This is a genomic window from Pseudomonas sp. L7 (assembly GCF_046605565.1).
GTDB lineage: Bacteria > Pseudomonadota > Gammaproteobacteria > Pseudomonadales > Pseudomonadaceae > Aquipseudomonas > Aquipseudomonas wayambapalatensis.
This window is the reverse complement of record NZ_CP176784.1, coordinates 4,113,232-4,128,719: the sequence shown is the minus strand read 5'-3', so window position 1 is coordinate 4,128,719 and position 15,488 is coordinate 4,113,232. Positions and strand designations below refer to the sequence as shown.

Here is a 15,488-nt window from a genome sequence, read left to right as displayed (position 1 = left end):
GAACCCACTCAGAAGCGGTAGGTGAGCGAAGCTCCGATACCGTGAGCGCTGTTCTCGTACTTGGCCTGGTAAGTGCCTTTGGTGGCGCTGGCCAGGTTCACCTTGGTGTCCTCTTCCCACAGGTAGGAGTAGGCCACGTCGATGGTCACGTCGTCGGTCGGGCTGTAGCCGGCACCCAGGCTGAAGATCTTGCGATCGCCAGTAGGGATGCGCGGAGAGCGGTCGTGGTTGTTGGTCGGCGACTGATCGACGGTGAAGCCGGTGCGCAGGGTCCACTCTTTGTTCACCTTGTACGAGGCACCGATGGCGTGAGCCCAGGTGTCGTGCCAGTTCTGCTCTTCGCTGATGGTGCCGAACTGGCCGGCCAGCGGGGCAGGGACGTCGTTGGTGACGGTGATGTCCTTCAGGCGGCTCCAACGGGTCCAGGTGCTGCCTGCGTACAGGGTCCACTGGTCGTCGAGTTCGTGGGTGACCGAGAAGTCTACCGACTCGGGCGTCTTGATCTTCAGGTCGGCGTCGAACTTGCTGCCGCTGAACGGGCCGATCAACGCGTTGTTGATCTTGGTCTTGCCTTCGAGCTTGTAGTCGACCATCGAGTGGTAGGTCAGGCCGAGGCGGGTACGGTCGGTGGCCTGGACGAGGATACCGATGTTGTAGCCCACGGCGGTGTCATCGCCCTTGATCTTCACTTCGCCATCGTTGCGGCCAGGGGAGCGCGGGTTGATGGTGCTCGAACCCAGCTCGCCCTTGATGCGGTTGATGGTCGGGCCGAAACCGATCGACACCTTGTCGTTGAAGGCGTAGCTGACGGTCGGCTGGAAGGTGACCACTTCGACGTGGCTTTTCTTGCCCCAGTAGCGCGCCGCGTGGTTGCTGCCGTAGTCGGTGACCAGGCCGAAGGGCACGTAGACGCCGAAGCCCAGGCTCCAGTGATCATCGATTGGCTTGACGTAGTAGCCCATGGGCACGCCCACGAACGGCACCATGTCACCGTCCATTTTCCCGCCCAGGTTGCTGCCGCGGCCGGAAATGTCGGTCTTGGCGATGACGGCTGCGCCGCCTACGGTGATCTGTTCGCGCTTGAGGCGCGACATGCCGGCAGGGTTTCCGTAAATGGTGCTGGCATCGTCGGCAGAGGAAGAACGACCCGCAAAACCTGTCCCCATGCCACTGACGCTTTGTTCGTTGAGGGCGAAGCCGCTGGCGAACAGTTGGCTGGAAGCGAGCGCGATCGCGACGCCGAGAGAGGTTTTGAGCATGACTGTTTTCATTATTAGAACTCCTTGGGATCTCCGGGGCGAAAAGCTACCAACAAATCACGCACTACGCCATAGCCTGTATCGGCGGAGATAGAGCGGTTTTGTAGGACAATCCGACCAAAATTCCCTTTTTTCCGGTTTGTGCGTAGGACAGTTCTTAAGATGCCTGGGACATTATCGGATTTACCCAGCAGTGCCAGGCTTGGGTGAAATCACGCAGGCGTCCCTGGGGGTGGAATGTCTGTCGCCAGATTCGCGCCAGACCCAGAAGATCGTCGGCGGCGGGTAGAGGGGTGGCCTGTTCTTCGATGAGCATCCAGGCAATGGCGGTGGCATAGCGCAGGTTGACCGTCAGCTCCAGGTGCGGGCCGCCAAGGAAGGCATGCTGGCTGGCAAGCCCGCGTACCAGGCTTGCCAGCTCGGGGTCGCGGGCCAGGTAGTCGTCCCAGAGGGTCTGATGGCGCGTCTCGCCGATCCTGTACAGGCCGTGACCGCGACGGTCGTGCAGGGCCGCTCCAAGGCTGGACTGGCTGGCGGCGACCCCCAACAGCAAGGCTTCGGCGCTCGCGCTGTGGCGATCCAGGTAGATCAGCGTGGGGCGGATCACATATTGGCTCAACTCGTTCGCAGCGATACCCATGATGCCCTCGAACTGTCAGGGGCCGACGGGCGCTGGAGCTTGGCAGCTAATGGATGATCAGGCCCGCCGGAAGCGGCTCGCACCGCTCGAGTTGAAGTGTAGTGTGATAATCATGGTGTAAAGGGCTGTTTTTAAATCGATTGCTGCCGCAGCGCCTGCGCTATATGCCTTGTGGCAATTAAGCAAAGAGCGTTTCGGGCAGCGATCAGGGTCGCTCATTCATGGGGTGAATCCTCACCCATTCATTCATGCGACCAGCGACTGGCGGGTGCGATCGATTACCGCCTGCAGCGGCTCTGCACGGGTGTAGTGCTCTGGATACAGGCGCTCGGTGTGACAGGCCACGCCGTGTTCGTCGACCAGGGTGAAGCTGAAGCTGCCCTTGCGAGGGGCAACGATGAGGCACTTCAGTGGGGCGAAGGCCTGAGAAAGCGTGCCGAAGGCGCGCTGGATCTGATGGTGATTAGTCATTTTTTTAGATTTCCTGCTCAAGACACGGGTTTCGATCCGTGCACAATAGAAACGTTCCGGTGACGCCTTTATTAAGGGAGGCGAAAAACCTGACCGGAACAGAGCAGCCAGAGGTAGCGCAAGCACAAGTAAGGCGCCGGGCTGACTGGTAGGTACTTCGGAAGGCGGGCAGCATCCCGCGGACCAGGTTCTAGGCCGCTGGGTGAAGATCCCGATCAATCTGTCATTAGGTGATTCGTGCTGGAGCGGCTGTTGCCGTCGAGGGAATCATCGAGTGGGCCGGTCCTGGTTTCAGCGGTGCTACCCGGGGAGGGTGGCAATTCGCAAGGACATTGTGGCCAGAATTGACTTTCAGCTTGGTACTAACGACGGCCACACTACCGGAAGGATTGCCGAATGGCAAGCCCTTTTTGATTTTTCTTCAGCGAAGCCGATCATTATCTCTGTTCGTGGGGCTTCTGTGAAGAGGGCGCGATGCCGTGAAATGGCGCGGTTTTTTCTTCGTGGTGCAAGCCCGGGCACTTCGTTGGTGCACTTGTGCACACTTGGAGTATGACTTGTAACCGTTCTGCAACAAGCTCCCCGGACTCCGCCAATGACTTGACTGAGCCCTTAAGTCAATGAAAAAAAACACTTATTTTGGCTGGTGAAAAAATCGTCAGTTTGACTGTAAGCCCCATTCCACAGGGGTTTGCGGGCGCCAAGGGGGGGTTGTCCACCGAGTTATCCACAGGTTCTGTGGATTGTCCCTAGGGCTTGCTCTAGGACGGGCGTGCCAGCTGTTTTCAGAAGCGTCCGACACTGCGCCGAGGAAAATACCCACGACCTTTCTCTGGGGTGAAAACGTCAAGAAAAGAACCATGAAATATTTTTTCCCAACGCCCCAAGGTTGCACCGGGCCTTTGTCGAAAAAAAGGAGTAGAGTGGCGCGCCTTTCGAATCACCATCGCTGTTGTCATGAATTTTCGTGGTAAATCCCCCGCTGGATCCCCCGCCGTTGCGCCATTGGTTTCCCCCAAGCGCTTTTCCCTGAAAGTGGCCCTGTGGCTGCTCGACAACCCGCGCCTGGGCGACAAGCCCAGCGTCAAGCACCTTGCGGGGCGTATGCTCAAACAACCCGCCCGGCAAGGCGTGGTGGTGGCGCAGAGTCGCCTGGGGCAGATGCTCTGCCGTGACTGCGGCACTGCGCGGGATCGGCGTATCGGCCACGAGCTGCTGCGCCAGGCCGCCCGCGCAGGCGATAGCCGGGCTCAGCTCGAATATGGCCGGTTGTGCCAGGCGCAGGACCCCGAGCAAGCGCGGTACTGGCTGGAGCTGGCGGCAGGGCAGGGTTCGCAGGAGGCGCGGCGGCTGCTTGGGCTGCTGCCTTCGCTGCGATAGCACCGGCAAAAAACCTGTAAGCTGCGCACAATCTAAGCGTTGACCGGAGCAAGCATGGCAGTGGACCTGGCCAGTATTCTATTGGGCATCGTGGCTGCCGCGGTGCCATGTCTGGGGTGGGTGTTGCAGCTCCAGCGTCGGCTCGCTGCCCGCCAGGCCGAAACCGGCCTGATGCAGGAACGCCTGAGTGCCGCGCAGTTGGCCCAGGCCGGCCTGCAGGCGCAGCTCGAGGCCAGTCGCGACGAGATCAGCGACCTCAGCGAAGCCAACAGCCACAAACAGGCGACGCTCGCCGCGCAGAACCGCGAACTGGAACTGTTGCAGATCGATCGCGACAACGCCCGCGATGCTGCCCATGCCTGGAACCTGGAGCGCGCCACCCGCGAAGCCGAACTGCGTCGCCTGGAGGCCCAGGCCGCACGCCTGGACGCCGAACTGCGCGAGCAGCAGGAAAGCCACGCCCAGCGCCTGGACGACTTGCAGGAAGCCCGCGATACCCTGCGTGCCCAGTTCGCCGAGATGGCCACCAAGATTTTCGACGAGCGCGAGCAGCGCTTCGCCCAGACCAGCCAACAGCACCTGGGGCAATTGCTCGATCCGCTCAAGGAGCGCATCCAGGCCTTCGAAAAGCGCGTGGAAGAAAGCTATCAGCAGGAGGCCCGCGAGCGCTTCTCGCTGGGCAAGGAGCTTGAGCGCCTGCAGCAACTCAACCTGCGTCTGTCTGATGAGGCCACCAATCTCACCCAGGCGCTCAAGGGCCAGAAGACCCAGGGCAATTGGGGCGAGTTGATTCTCGAGCGGGTACTGGAGCATGCGGGCCTTGAGAAAGGCCGCGAATACCAGACCCAGGTCAGCCTGAAGAGCGCCGATGGCGAGCGTTTCCAGCCCGATGTGCTGATCATGCTGCCGGGAGACAAGCAGGTGGTGGTCGATGCCAAGGTCAGCCTCACCGCCTACCAGCAGTTCGTCTCCGGCAACGACGAGGCGGCGCTCAAACAGCACGTGCAGTCGTTGCGCAGCCACGTCAAAGGCCTCTCCAGCAAGGATTACAGTCGGCTGGATGGCTTGCACAGCCTGGATTTCGTATTGCTGTTCGTGCCCATCGAAGCGGCCTTCTCGGCAGCGCTGCAAGCCGAGCCGGGCCTGTTCCAGGAAGCCTTCGACCGACAGATCGTCATTGTCAGCCCCACCACCTTGCTCGCGACCCTGCGGGTCATCGACAGCTTGTGGAAGCAGGAGCGTCAGGGCCAGAACGCCCGCGAGATCGCCGAGCGTGCGGGTTGGCTGTACGACAAGTTCGTGCTGTTCATCCAGGACTTGGACGAGCTCGGTGCGCGCCTGCAGCAGGTCGACAAGGCCTACGCCGCAGCGCGCAACAAACTGTGCGAAGGGCGTGGCAACCTGATCAGCCGCAGCGAGCAGCTCAAGCTGCTGGGCGCGCGCGCCAGCAAGAGCTTGCCGGCCGACCTGCTGGAGCGGGCGCTGTCGGATGAGGCGCTGGCCGATGCAACGCTTACTGAACCAGGCTCAGATGCCGATTGAGCAAGGCGCGCAGGGCGGCGGGCTTGACCGGCTTGGCCAGGTAGTCCAGCCCGGCGGCATGCACCTGGGCGATGGTTTCGTTGCGCCCGTCGGCACTGATCACCACGCCAGGGACGGGTTCGCCCAGGCGCGTGCGTAGCCAGACCATCAGGCCGATGCCGGTTTCGCCATCGTCCAGGTGGTAGTCCACCAGCGCCAGGTGCGGGCGCATGCCCTTCAATAGCAGCGCCTCGCACTCGGCCTGATTGCGTGCGGTCCAGACCTGGCAGCCCCAGCGCCCGAGCAGGCTGTTCATGCCGATCAGGATGCTGTCTTCGTTGTCCACGCACAGCACCTGCAGCCCGGCGAGCGGCTGCCCGCCCGGTTCCACTGGCGCTGCGGGCGCTGCCACCGGATGCCTGGCGATCGGCACGCTGACCCGGAACACGCTGCCCTTGCCTGGCCATGAGCGCACTTCCAGGCGATGCCCGAGCACCCGGCACAGACCATCGGCGATTGCCAGGCCCAGGCCCAGGCCTTTTTCGGCGCGGGTCTGATGGCTGTCCAGGCGTTTGAACTCCTGGAAGATCACCTGCAGTTTGTCGTCGGCGATGCCCGGACCGCGGTCCCAGACCTCCAGCCAAAGGTGCTCGCCTTCACGCCGAGCGCCCAGCAGGATCGGGCTCTTGCCGTAGCGCAGGGCATTGGTGAGGAAGTTCTGCAGCACCCGGCGCAACAGTTTCATGTCGCTGGCGACTTGCAGTCGGCTGCCGCGCAAGCGGAATTCCAGGCCTTTCTCGGCCGCCAGTACCTTGAACTCGGCACCCAGGGTGTCGAACAGTTCGTTGAGCGCGAAGGGCTTGATGTCGGGGGTGACCTTGCCGTTCTCCAGGCGCGAGATGTCCAGCAGGTCGCTGATCAGCTCCTCGGCCGAGCGCAGCGAGCTGTCCATGTGCTGCACCAGTTGCTGGGCCTCCTCACTCAGGCCCTCGGCTTGTTGCGACAGGGCGGCGGAGAACAGCCGCGCGGCATTCAGCGGTTGCATCAGGTCGTGGCTGACGGCGGCGAGGAAGCGGGTCTTGGACTGGCTGACCGCCTCGGCATGGCTCTTGGCTTCCGACAACGCCTGGTTCAGTTGCGACAGCTCGTGGGTGCGTTCGGCCACGCGTTGCTCCAGCCCCTCGTTGGCATCCTTGAGCGCCTGCTCGGCTTCGCGGAACGGGGTGATGTCGGTAAAGCTCATGACGAAGCCACCGCCGGGCATGGGGTTGCCGATCAGTTCGATCACCCGCCCGTTGGGGAACAGCCGTTCGGAGGTGTGCGCCCGGCCCTGGCGCATCCAGTGCAGGCGCCTGGCCACGTGCACCTGCGCCTCGCCCGGGCCGCACAGGCCGCGCTCGGCGTTGTAGCGGATGATGTCGGCGATCGGTCGGCCGACACTGATCAGTCCGTCGGGGTAGTTGAACAGCTCCAGGTAACGACGATTCCACGCCACCAGGTGCAGGTTCTGGTCGACCACACTGATGCCCTGGTTGATGTTCTCGATGGCGCCCTGCAGCAGGGCGCGGTTGAACTGCAGCACCTCGCTGGCTTCGTCGGCGATGCGCACGACGTCTTCGAGCTGCATGTCGCGGCCTTCGATGGCCGCCTTGACCACCGCACGGGTGGAGGAGGTGCCGAGCACGCCGGCAAGCAGGCGCTCGGTGTGTTCGATCCAGTCGCCGTCGGCGTTCTGGTTGGGGTTGAAGCCCTTGCCCTGGCGGTAGGCGAAGCGGATGAAGCTCTGCCGTGCGCGCTCCTCGCCAACGAAGCGCGCGGCGAGGTTGAGCAGATCGTCGATCTGCACCGCCAGCAGGGTGCGACTGCTGGGGCGAGCGCTGGTTTGCTGGCCGATGAAACGCCCGGCCTGCCAGTGCTCGGAAACCCGGGTGCGCGAGAGGATCGAGACCCAGGCAAAGAGCATGAAGTTGCCCGCCAGCGACAGCACCACCCCTTGCGTCAGCGGGGTGATCGGCAGGTCCAGCGGGTTGCCGTGCAGCCAGGCAAGGCCGGGGAACAACTGCAGCGACCAGCCCAGGCTATGGGCGGCGATCGGCAGCACCAGGGTGTAGAACCACAGGAAGATGCCTGCGGCGAGGCCAGCGAACACGCCACGGCGGTTGGCCTGCTTCCAGTACAGGGCGCCGAGCATCGCCGGGGTCAGCTGGGTGACCGCGGCGAAGGCGATCTGGCCGATGGTCGCAAGGCTCGCGGTGGAGCCGAGCAGGCGATAGCTGACGTAGGCCAGCAGCAGGATGACCACGATGGTCACCCGGCGCACCGAGAGCATCCAGTGGCGGAAGGCCTCGAACGGGCGTTCGGCGTTGGTGCGTCGCAGCAGCCAGGGCAGCAGCATGTCGTTGGAGACCATGGTCGACAGCGCCACTGCCTCGACGATCACCATGCCGGTAGCGGCCGAAGCGCCGCCGATGAAGGCGAGCAGGGCCAGGCTCGGGTGGGCCTCGGCCAGCGGCAGGCTGATGACGAAGGAGTCGGAAATCACCGTGCCCGGCAGCAGCATCTGCCCAGCCAGGGCGATCGGCACCACGAACAGTGCGGCCAGCACCAGGTACAGCGGGAACACCCAGCGCGCCAGGCGCATGTCCTGGGGCTCGATGTTTTCCACCACGGTGACGTGGAACTGCCGTGGCAAGCAAATGATCGCCATCATCGCCACGGCAGTCTGCACCACCATCGATGGCCAGTTGATGGTCTCCTGCCAGTAGTTTTCCAGATGGATCGACTGGCGCGCCTGGCTGAACAGGTCGTCGAAACCGTCGTACAGGTTGAAGACCACGAAGGCGCCGACGGCAAGAAACGCCAGCAGTTTGATCAGTGACTCGAAGGCGATGGCCAGCACCATGCCGCGATGGTGCTCGGTGACATCCAGGCTGCGCGTGCCGAAGACGATGGCGAACAGCGCCAGCACCAGTGACACCACCAGCGCCGTGTCCTGCACCCGGGTGCCGGTGGCGTCGGGGGTGGCGCCGATCAGCAGGTTGACGCCAAGCACGATGCCCTTGAGCTGCAGGGCGATGTAAGGCAGCACGCCGACCAGGCAGATCAGGGCCACCACCACCGCGAGCGTCTGCGACTTGCCGTAGCGGGCGGCAATGAAGTCGGCGATCGAGGTGATGTTCTGCTGCTTGCTGATCAGCACCATCTTCTGCAGCACCCAGGGTGCGAAGATCAGCAGCAGCACCGGGCCCAGGTAGATGGGCAGGAACGCCCAGAGCTGCTCGGCCGCCTGGCCGACGGCACCGAAGAACGTCCAGCTGGTGCAGTACACCGCCAGCGACAGGCTGTACACCCAGGCGCGCAGGCGCGGCGGCAACGGCGTGCTGCGACGGTCGCCGTAGAAGGCGATGGCGAACATGATGGCCATATAGGCCAGGGCGACCACGGCGATCAGCCCGCTGGACAACGACATGCAAACTCCGGAGCAAAAAGGAAAACGCGGTCCCGATCAATCAGTCTGGCACGCGGGCGCGGGTTCGTCAGCGCAGACGATGGTCGCAGTGGCAGGTGGTCGCAGGGGCCCCTGTGGGAGCGGGCTTGCCCGCGAAACGGCCAGCGCCGCTCTAAGCCTTTGCCCCTCGCGTCCCCAGCCAATAGAACAACGCCGCCAGCACCACCGACAGCACCAGCAGGTAGAACACCGCCACCGGCACCACATACCCCAGGGCAAACCCGACCAGAACCGGCCCCAGCGCCGCGCCGAGGTTGGAGAGGTTCTGCGCGCCATAGTAGACGCCGCGCAGATGTTCCGGCGCGATCAGGTCGATGAACATGTACTCGGCGGGAATCACGATGATCTCGCCGAGGGTGAACACCAGCATGGCCAGGCACCAGGCCAGCACCGAGCCGGCCAACGAGAAACCCACCAGCCCGGCGATGAACAGCGCCATGCCAGCCATCAACCAAGGCATCAGGTGCTGGCGGCTGATGCGTCGGCCGATCAGGTATTGCAGGGCGATCACCGTCACCGCGTTGGTCGTCACCAGCACCCCGACCAGCCGCGCCGCTTCGGCAGGGCTGGCGGTCACCACCAGGAATTGCGACAGGTAGGCCGTGAACTGGCCGAACACCACCGCGCTGAGCACCCCGCCCAGGGTGAAGCACACCAGGCGCCGGTCCCGCGCCAGCCCCATGGCGACCTGAACGAAGCCGGCACCGGGCCGTTGCGGCTCGCTGGGGCGCAGTTGGCGATCGCCCAGACGCTGGTAGACCAAGCACATGAGCAGGCCGATCAGCGCCGAGACCAGGAACGGCAGATGGCCATCGAGCTCGATCAGCGCCACTCCCAGCAACGGGCCGACGGCATAGCCGATGTTGCTGAGGGTGTACTTGATGGCGAACACCTCGGCGCGCTCCTCCACCGGCAGCAGGGCGCAGAATCCGGCCTTGCTGGCGATGTCGACCACCGCCAGGGCGAGGTTGATCAGCACCAGGCACAGGAAGAACAGCGCCACCGAGGGGCTGAACATGGCGACGGCGAACGACAGCGTGAACACCAGGGTTGCGACGATGATCACCGTATGGTTGCGCAGCGTGTCGACCAGATGACCGCCATACAGGCTCAGCAACGAGGCGACGATCAGTGCCCCGCCGATCAGCAGGCCGATATGGCTGACCGACAACTGGAAGCTGTCCGACAGATAGACGACCAGATAGGGCAGGGTGATCGCGCGCGCCAGGGTCAGCACGAAGGTGGTGAGCAGCAGCAGGCGGACAGCGGAGGGATAGCGTTTCAGTGCGGCGAGCATTGCCACGTCCTTGTTGTTGGAATTGTCGCAGGCAGCAAGCATAAGCCACCGGCTCTGGCTTGCGCTATATCTGCAAAATAGATAACAGATAGAGAAATTAACCGTTATATGGATATTCTTTGCAGGCATAAGATGATTCCACCTTACACGAGGAATCTTTGCCATGACCTGCCCACAGACTCGCGCTGCGTCCTTGCGGCCCTTCCACCAGTTGGCCCGCCCGCTGGAAGTGATCCGTCAGTTCACCCCGAACTGGTTTGCCGCGACCATGGGCACCGGTGTCCTCGCGCTGGCCTTGCGGCAGTTGCAGATACCGGCGCTGCATGGCGTGGCAGAAGGGCTCTGGTGGCTGACCATTGGCCTGTTCATCCTGTTCTGCGTGCTGTACGGCGCGCGCTGGTTGCTGTTCTTCGACGAGGCGCGGCGGATCTTCGCCCACTCCACGGTCTCGATGTTCTTCGGCACCATCCCCATGGGTCTGGCGACCATCCTCAATGGCGCGCTGGTGTTTGGCCTCGAGCGCTGGGGCGACGGCGTGCTGCCTTGGGTCGAGGCGCTCTGGTGGCTGGACGTGGCGCTGGCACTGCTGTGTGGCGTGGCAATCCCTTATCTGATGTTCACCCGCCAGGAGCACAGCATCGACCAGATGACGGCGGTGTGGTTGCTGCCGGTGGTGGCGGCCGAGGTGGCGGCGGCCAGTGGTGGCCTGCTGGCGCCGCACCTGGCGGATGTCCATGCGCAGTTCCTGGTGGTGGTGACCAGCTACGTGCTGTGGGCGGTGTCGCTGCCGGTGGCGTTCAGCATCCTGACCATCCTCATGCTGCGCATGGCGCTGCACAAGCTGCCGCCGGCCAACATGGCCGCATCCAGCTGGCTGGCGCTGGGCCCGATCGGCACCGGGGCGCTGGGCATGCTGCTGCTGGGCGGCGATGCGCCCGCAGTGTTCGCGGCCAATGGCCTGGGCAACCTGGGTGAAGTGGCACGCGGGTTGGGACTGGTGGCCGGGATGGTGTTGTGGGGCGCTGGCCTGTGGTGGCTGCTGACCGCAGTACTGATCACTCTGCGCTACATGCGCCAGGGCATGCCGTTCAACCTGGGGTGGTGGGGTTTCACCTTCCCGCTGGGGGTCTACAGCCTCGCCACCCTGAAGCTGTCGGCCTGGCTGGGTCTGGGTTTCTTCACCGTGTTCGGGCAAGTGCTGGTAGCGATGCTGGCGGTGCTCTGGCTGGTGGTGGCGAGCCGCACGCTCAAGGGCGCCTGGCGTGGCGAGCTGTTCGTCTCGCCCTGTATCGCAAATAGTTGAGTGCGTTGATCTTTTAGCGGGTGATCGTTCAAGCCGATAGGCGGAGGATTGACAGCGTTTAGGGCAGCAGGAATACTCTCGGAAAAATTCATATATATGTTTATATAACAAGACCAGAGACAGGCCTCCATGAACACATTGCCCGGTGATGCGCGTCTGCCCCGCTATCAACAACTGCGCGACCATATGGTCGCGCAGATCGCCAATAACCGCTGGCGCCCTGGTGAGGCCATTCCCACCGAAGCGGCCCTTGCCAGTGAGTTCGACATGTCGGTCGGCACCGTGCGCAAGGCCGTCGATGTGCTGGTGACCGAGGGCGTGCTGGAGCGCCAGCAAGGCCGCGGCACCTTCATTCGTCGGCCGCAGTTCCATTCCTCGCTGTTCCGCTTCTTCCGTTTCGAGTCGGCCAACGGCGAGCGTGCCGTGCCCGAGAGTCGCATCCTGTCCATCGAGCCAGTCCCGGCGCCCTCGGCGGTTGCCAGTGCCCTGGGCTTGGCGCCGGAAGCCGAAGTCATTCACATCGTGCGCCTGCGTCTACTCGGTGCCAAGCCGGTACTGGCCGAGGAAATCTGGCTGCCGCGCCAGACGTTCCAGCCACTGCTTGAGGTCGAGCTGGACCGCAAGGGCCCGCTGCTCTACCCGATCTACGAAGAGCTGTGCGGCCAGGTGGTGGCCTATGCCGAGGAGACCCTCACGGCCGAGTCGGTCGATGCCGTTCACGCGCGCCTGCTGCAGATGCCGGAGGGCAGTCCGGTGGTGGTGATCGAGCGTCTGGCCCGTGACTACGCCGGCAAACCGTTGGAATGGCGCCGTTCGCGCGGCCATGCCGAGCACTTCCGCTACCGCATCGATATTCGCTGACCGGGCGCTTCACGCCCCGTTGTGACGTCCGGCGCCGTGCCAGCACGGTGCCGTGGTTCTGCCTGCCCGGCCGGCGTGCGTCCGGCCGCTCTCTGACCTCGCACACACGACATAGAAGGATAAGAAATCATGTTCAGTTGGTACCGCGAAATCACCTCGCGCGAACGCAAGACGTTCTGGGCCTGCTTTGGTGGCTGGTCGCTCGATGCCCTTGAAGTGCAGATGTTCGGCCTGGCCATCCCGGCGCTGATCGCCGCGTTTTCCCTGACCAAGGGCGATGCTGGGCTGATCAGTGGTCTGACGCTGGTCACCTCGGCGATCGGTGGCTGGCTTGGCGGTACGTTGTCCGACCGTTACGGCCGGGTGCGCACCCTGCAGTGGATGATCCTCTGGTTCTCCTTCTTCACCTTCCTGTCGGCCTTCGTCACCGGCTTCTACCCGCTGCTGTTCGTCAAGGCCATGCAAGGCTTCGGCATTGGTGGCGAGTGGGCCGCAGGCGCGGTGCTGATGGCCGAGACCATCAACCCGAAATACCGCGGCAAGGTCATGGGTACGGTGCAGAGCGCCTGGGCCGTGGGCTGGGGCCTGGCGGTGGGGCTGTTTGCGCTGATCTATTCGCTGGTGCCGCAGGAGTTCGCCTGGCGGGTGATGTTCTTCGTCGGCCTGCTGCCGTCGCTGCTGATCATCTGGGTGCGGCGCAACGTACCCGAGCCGGACAGCTTCCAGCGCCTGCAGAAGGAAAAGGCCATTCCCGTCAGCTTCACCAAGTCCATGGCCGGCATCTTCCGTCCTGAACTGCTGCGCGTGACCCTGCTGGGCGGGCTGCTGGGTTTGGGTGCCCATGGTGGTTACCACGCGGTGATGACCTGGCTGCCGACCTTCCTCAAGACCGAGCGCAACCTCTCGGTGCTCAACTCCGGCGGCTACCTGGCGGTGATCATCTTCGCCTTCTGGTGTGGTTGCGTGGTCAGTGGCCTGCTCATCGATCGTATTGGCCGGCGCAAGAACATCCTGCTGTTCGCCCTGTGCTGCGTGCTGACGGTGCAGGCCTACGTGTTCTTCCCGCTGAGCAATACGCAGATGCTGTTCCTCGGCTTCCCGCTGGGCTTCTTCGCCGCCGGTATCCCCGCGAGTCTGGGGGCGTTCTTCAACGAACTGTACCCGGCCGACGTGCGCGGTGCCGGGGTGGGCTTCTGCTACAACTTCGGCCGGGTGCTGTCGGCCGTGTTCCCGTTCCTGGTCGGTCACATGAGCGAATCCATGTCGCTGGGGGCAGCCATCGGCATCGATGCCGGCATCGCCTACGGCGTGGCAGTGATCGCCGCACTGTGCCTGCCGGAAACCCGCGGTCGCAACCTCGAGGCCCCTGCCTCGCCGCAGGTTGCGGGTGCGGTCGCCAAGTAACCTTCAATAGTCCCGAATGAGCATCATGCCGCAAACCCCTATATCCCCATTCACCGCGATCGACAGCCACGCCCACGTGTTCAGCCGTGGGCTGAACCTGGCAGCAGAGCGCCGTTACGCACCCACCTACGATGCGCCGCTGGGCGACTACCTGGCCCAGCTGGCCGGGCACGGTTTCAGTCATGGCGTATTGGTGCAGCCGAGCTTTCTCGGCACCGACAACAGCTACCTGCTGGCGGCGTTGCAAACTGCGCCCAGGCAATTGCGTGGGGTGGTGATGCTCGATCCTGGCGTTGCGCGCGACACCCTTGAGCAGATGGCGCGCCTCGGTGTACGCGGCGTGCGCCTGAACCTGATGGGGCAGGCCTTGCCTGATCTGCGCGACGCCGGTTGGCGGTCACTGCTGGAGCTCATCGGCGATCTGGGCTGGCATGTCGAGCTGCATCGGCAGGTGGCCGATATACCGGCACTGGTGCGTGCCTTGCAGCCATATGGTGTGGATATCGTGATCGATCACTTCGGCAGGCCGGATGCACGCCTGGGGTTGGGGCAGCCGGGGTTTGCCGAGCTTCTGACCCTGGGCGGGCAGGGCAAGGTGTGGGTGAAGGTGTCGGGGATCTATCGACTGGGTGGCTCGCCCGAGCAGAACCTGGACTTCGCCCGCCAGGCACTGTGCGCCCTGGAGGCGCACTATGGCGCGGACCGGTTGATGTGGGGCAGCGACTGGCCGCATACGCAGCATGAATCGGTGATGAGCTTTACGGCGGTGGTCGAGCAGTTCGATGCACTGGGCTGCTCGGCTGCGCTGCGTCGGTCGCTGTTGGTGGACACGGCGCGGGGGCTGTTCGGGTTCGCGTAGGGGCAACTGTCTTTTTCAAAATCTAAAGGCCAGCCCAATCCTTGTAGGAGCGGGCTTGCCCGCGAACACGGGCGTAGCCCGTGCCAGGCACCGCGGTGTGCTTTTCGCGGGCAAGCCCGCTCCTACAAGAGGTTCTCGGTCTGTCAGAGGCGGAACCGGCTGATCATCTGCTGCAATTGCCCACCCAGTCGCGCCAGTTCGACGCTGGACACCGAGGTCTGCTCACTGGCCTCGGCGGTCTGTTCGGAAATATCCCTCACCGTCACCACGCTGCGGCTGATCTCCTCGGCCACAGCGCTCTGCTGCTCGGAGGCTGCCGCAATCTGCTGGTTCATCAACTGGATGCCCGATACCCGCTGAGTGATGCCCTCCAGCGCAACGCCGGCCTCACGTACCAGCGCCACGCTGCTTTCGGTCAGGCTCTGACTTTCTTCCATCAGGTCGCTGACCGAGCGCGTGCCTTGCTCCAGGCTGCTGATCGCCGATTCGATTTCTTCGGTCGAGGCCTGGGTACGCTGGGCCAGGCTGCGTACCTCGTCGGCGACCACGGCAAAACCACGGCCGGCCTCGCCAGCGCGGGCGGCCTCGATGGCGGCGTTGAGCGCCAGCAGGTTGGTCTGCTCGGCCACCGCCTTGATCACGTCCATCACCTTGCCGATACGCTGGCTTTCGTTGCGCAGGGCGTCCATCGCCTCATTGGTGGCGTCGACCTGGCTGGCCAGGCGGCCGATCTGGGTCACGGCGCGGGTGACCACACTGTCACCTTCGCGGGCTTCGAGGTCGGTGGCACTGGCAGCCACCGAGGCTTCGCCGGCATTGCGTGCCACTTCCTGCACGGTGGCGGCCATTTCCTGCATCGCGGTGGCGACCTGGTCGGTCTCCTGGCGTTGGCTGCTGGCGCCGGCGCTGGTTTGCGCGGTGATCGCCGAGAGCTCTTCGGTGGCACTGGCAATCTGCGAGATGCCATCGCGCACGCCGGCGATCA

Annotated in this window: 11 protein-coding genes and 1 pseudogene; 6 read left to right on the top strand and 6 right to left on the bottom strand. The window is 63.9% G+C overall.

Annotated elements, in window-relative coordinates; translation table 11 throughout:
- Window positions 1–8: 8 nt before the first annotated feature.
- From ACK3BK_RS18990 to ACK3BK_RS18980, 3 genes are all read right to left on the bottom strand, one after another.
- Window positions 9–1,271, bottom strand: a complete 1,263-nt coding sequence (locus tag ACK3BK_RS18990; protein WP_063545839.1) for an OmpP1/FadL family transporter — start codon at window positions 1,269–1,271, stop codon at window positions 9–11.
- Window positions 1,272–1,416: 145 nt separating this feature from the next.
- Window positions 1,417–1,899: a hypothetical protein gene (locus tag ACK3BK_RS18985; RefSeq protein WP_065862201.1), complete on the bottom strand. Its 483-nt coding sequence runs from the start codon at window positions 1,897–1,899 to the stop codon at window positions 1,417–1,419.
- A 246-nt stretch (window positions 1,900–2,145) separates the two neighbouring features.
- Window positions 2,146–2,370, bottom strand: coding sequence for a hypothetical protein (locus ACK3BK_RS18980; protein ID WP_186667127.1), 225 nt, complete (start codon window positions 2,368–2,370; stop codon window positions 2,146–2,148).
- A gap of 957 nt (window positions 2,371–3,327) precedes the next feature.
- On the opposite strand from ACK3BK_RS18980, the gene ACK3BK_RS18975 reads away from it, so the two are divergent.
- On the top strand, window positions 3,328–3,750 hold the full coding sequence (locus tag ACK3BK_RS18975; RefSeq protein WP_186667126.1) for a tetratricopeptide repeat protein: 423 nt from the start codon (window positions 3,328–3,330) through the stop codon (window positions 3,748–3,750).
- A 168-nt stretch (window positions 3,751–3,918) separates the two neighbouring features.
- Window positions 3,919–5,292 (top strand): DNA recombination protein RmuC, encoded by a 1,374-nt coding sequence (gene rmuC / locus ACK3BK_RS18970; protein WP_186667339.1) that lies wholly within the window; start codon window positions 3,919–3,921, stop codon window positions 5,290–5,292.
- Here the strand turns inward: rmuC and ACK3BK_RS18965 are convergent.
- Both ACK3BK_RS18965 and ACK3BK_RS18960 read right to left on the bottom strand, forming a co-directional pair.
- Complete coding sequence (locus ACK3BK_RS18965) at window positions 5,264–8,740, bottom strand: PAS domain-containing hybrid sensor histidine kinase/response regulator (protein WP_186711370.1); 3,477 nt, start codon at window positions 8,738–8,740, stop codon at window positions 5,264–5,266. The genes rmuC and ACK3BK_RS18965 overlap by 29 nt on opposite strands.
- Window positions 8,741–8,891: 151 nt before the next feature.
- Window positions 8,892–10,076, bottom strand: coding sequence for an MFS transporter (locus ACK3BK_RS18960; protein ID WP_186718996.1), 1,185 nt, complete (start codon window positions 10,074–10,076; stop codon window positions 8,892–8,894).
- A gap of 163 nt (window positions 10,077–10,239) precedes the next feature.
- Between ACK3BK_RS18960 and ACK3BK_RS18955 the strand changes: the two genes are divergently transcribed.
- The 4 genes from ACK3BK_RS18955 to ACK3BK_RS18940 all read left to right on the top strand — a co-directional run bounded on the left by ACK3BK_RS18955 (window position 10,240) and on the right by ACK3BK_RS18940 (window position 14,503).
- Entirely contained in the window at window positions 10,240–11,379 is a 1,140-nt protein-coding gene (locus ACK3BK_RS18955) for a TDT family transporter (RefSeq protein ID WP_411383079.1), read from the top strand.
- 129 nt (window positions 11,380–11,508) lie between these two features.
- Complete coding sequence (locus ACK3BK_RS18950) at window positions 11,509–12,240, top strand: GntR family transcriptional regulator (protein WP_186667122.1); 732 nt, start codon at window positions 11,509–11,511, stop codon at window positions 12,238–12,240.
- 129 nt (window positions 12,241–12,369) lie between these two features.
- Window positions 12,370–13,644 carry an MFS transporter gene (locus tag ACK3BK_RS18945; RefSeq protein ID WP_288377398.1) on the top strand — a complete coding sequence of 425 codons (1,275 nt, stop codon included), beginning with the start codon at window positions 12,370–12,372 and terminating at the stop codon, window positions 13,642–13,644.
- A 16-nt stretch (window positions 13,645–13,660) separates the two neighbouring features.
- Window positions 13,661–14,503: an amidohydrolase family protein gene (locus tag ACK3BK_RS18940; protein WP_411383078.1), complete on the top strand. Its 843-nt coding sequence runs from the start codon at window positions 13,661–13,663 to the stop codon at window positions 14,501–14,503.
- 143 nt (window positions 14,504–14,646) lie between these two features.
- On the opposite strand, the pseudogene ACK3BK_RS18935 reads toward ACK3BK_RS18940, so the two are convergent.
- Window positions 14,647–15,171, bottom strand: a pseudogene (locus ACK3BK_RS18935) (methyl-accepting chemotaxis protein); the annotation flags it as partial.
- Window positions 15,172–15,488 lie beyond the last annotated feature (317 nt).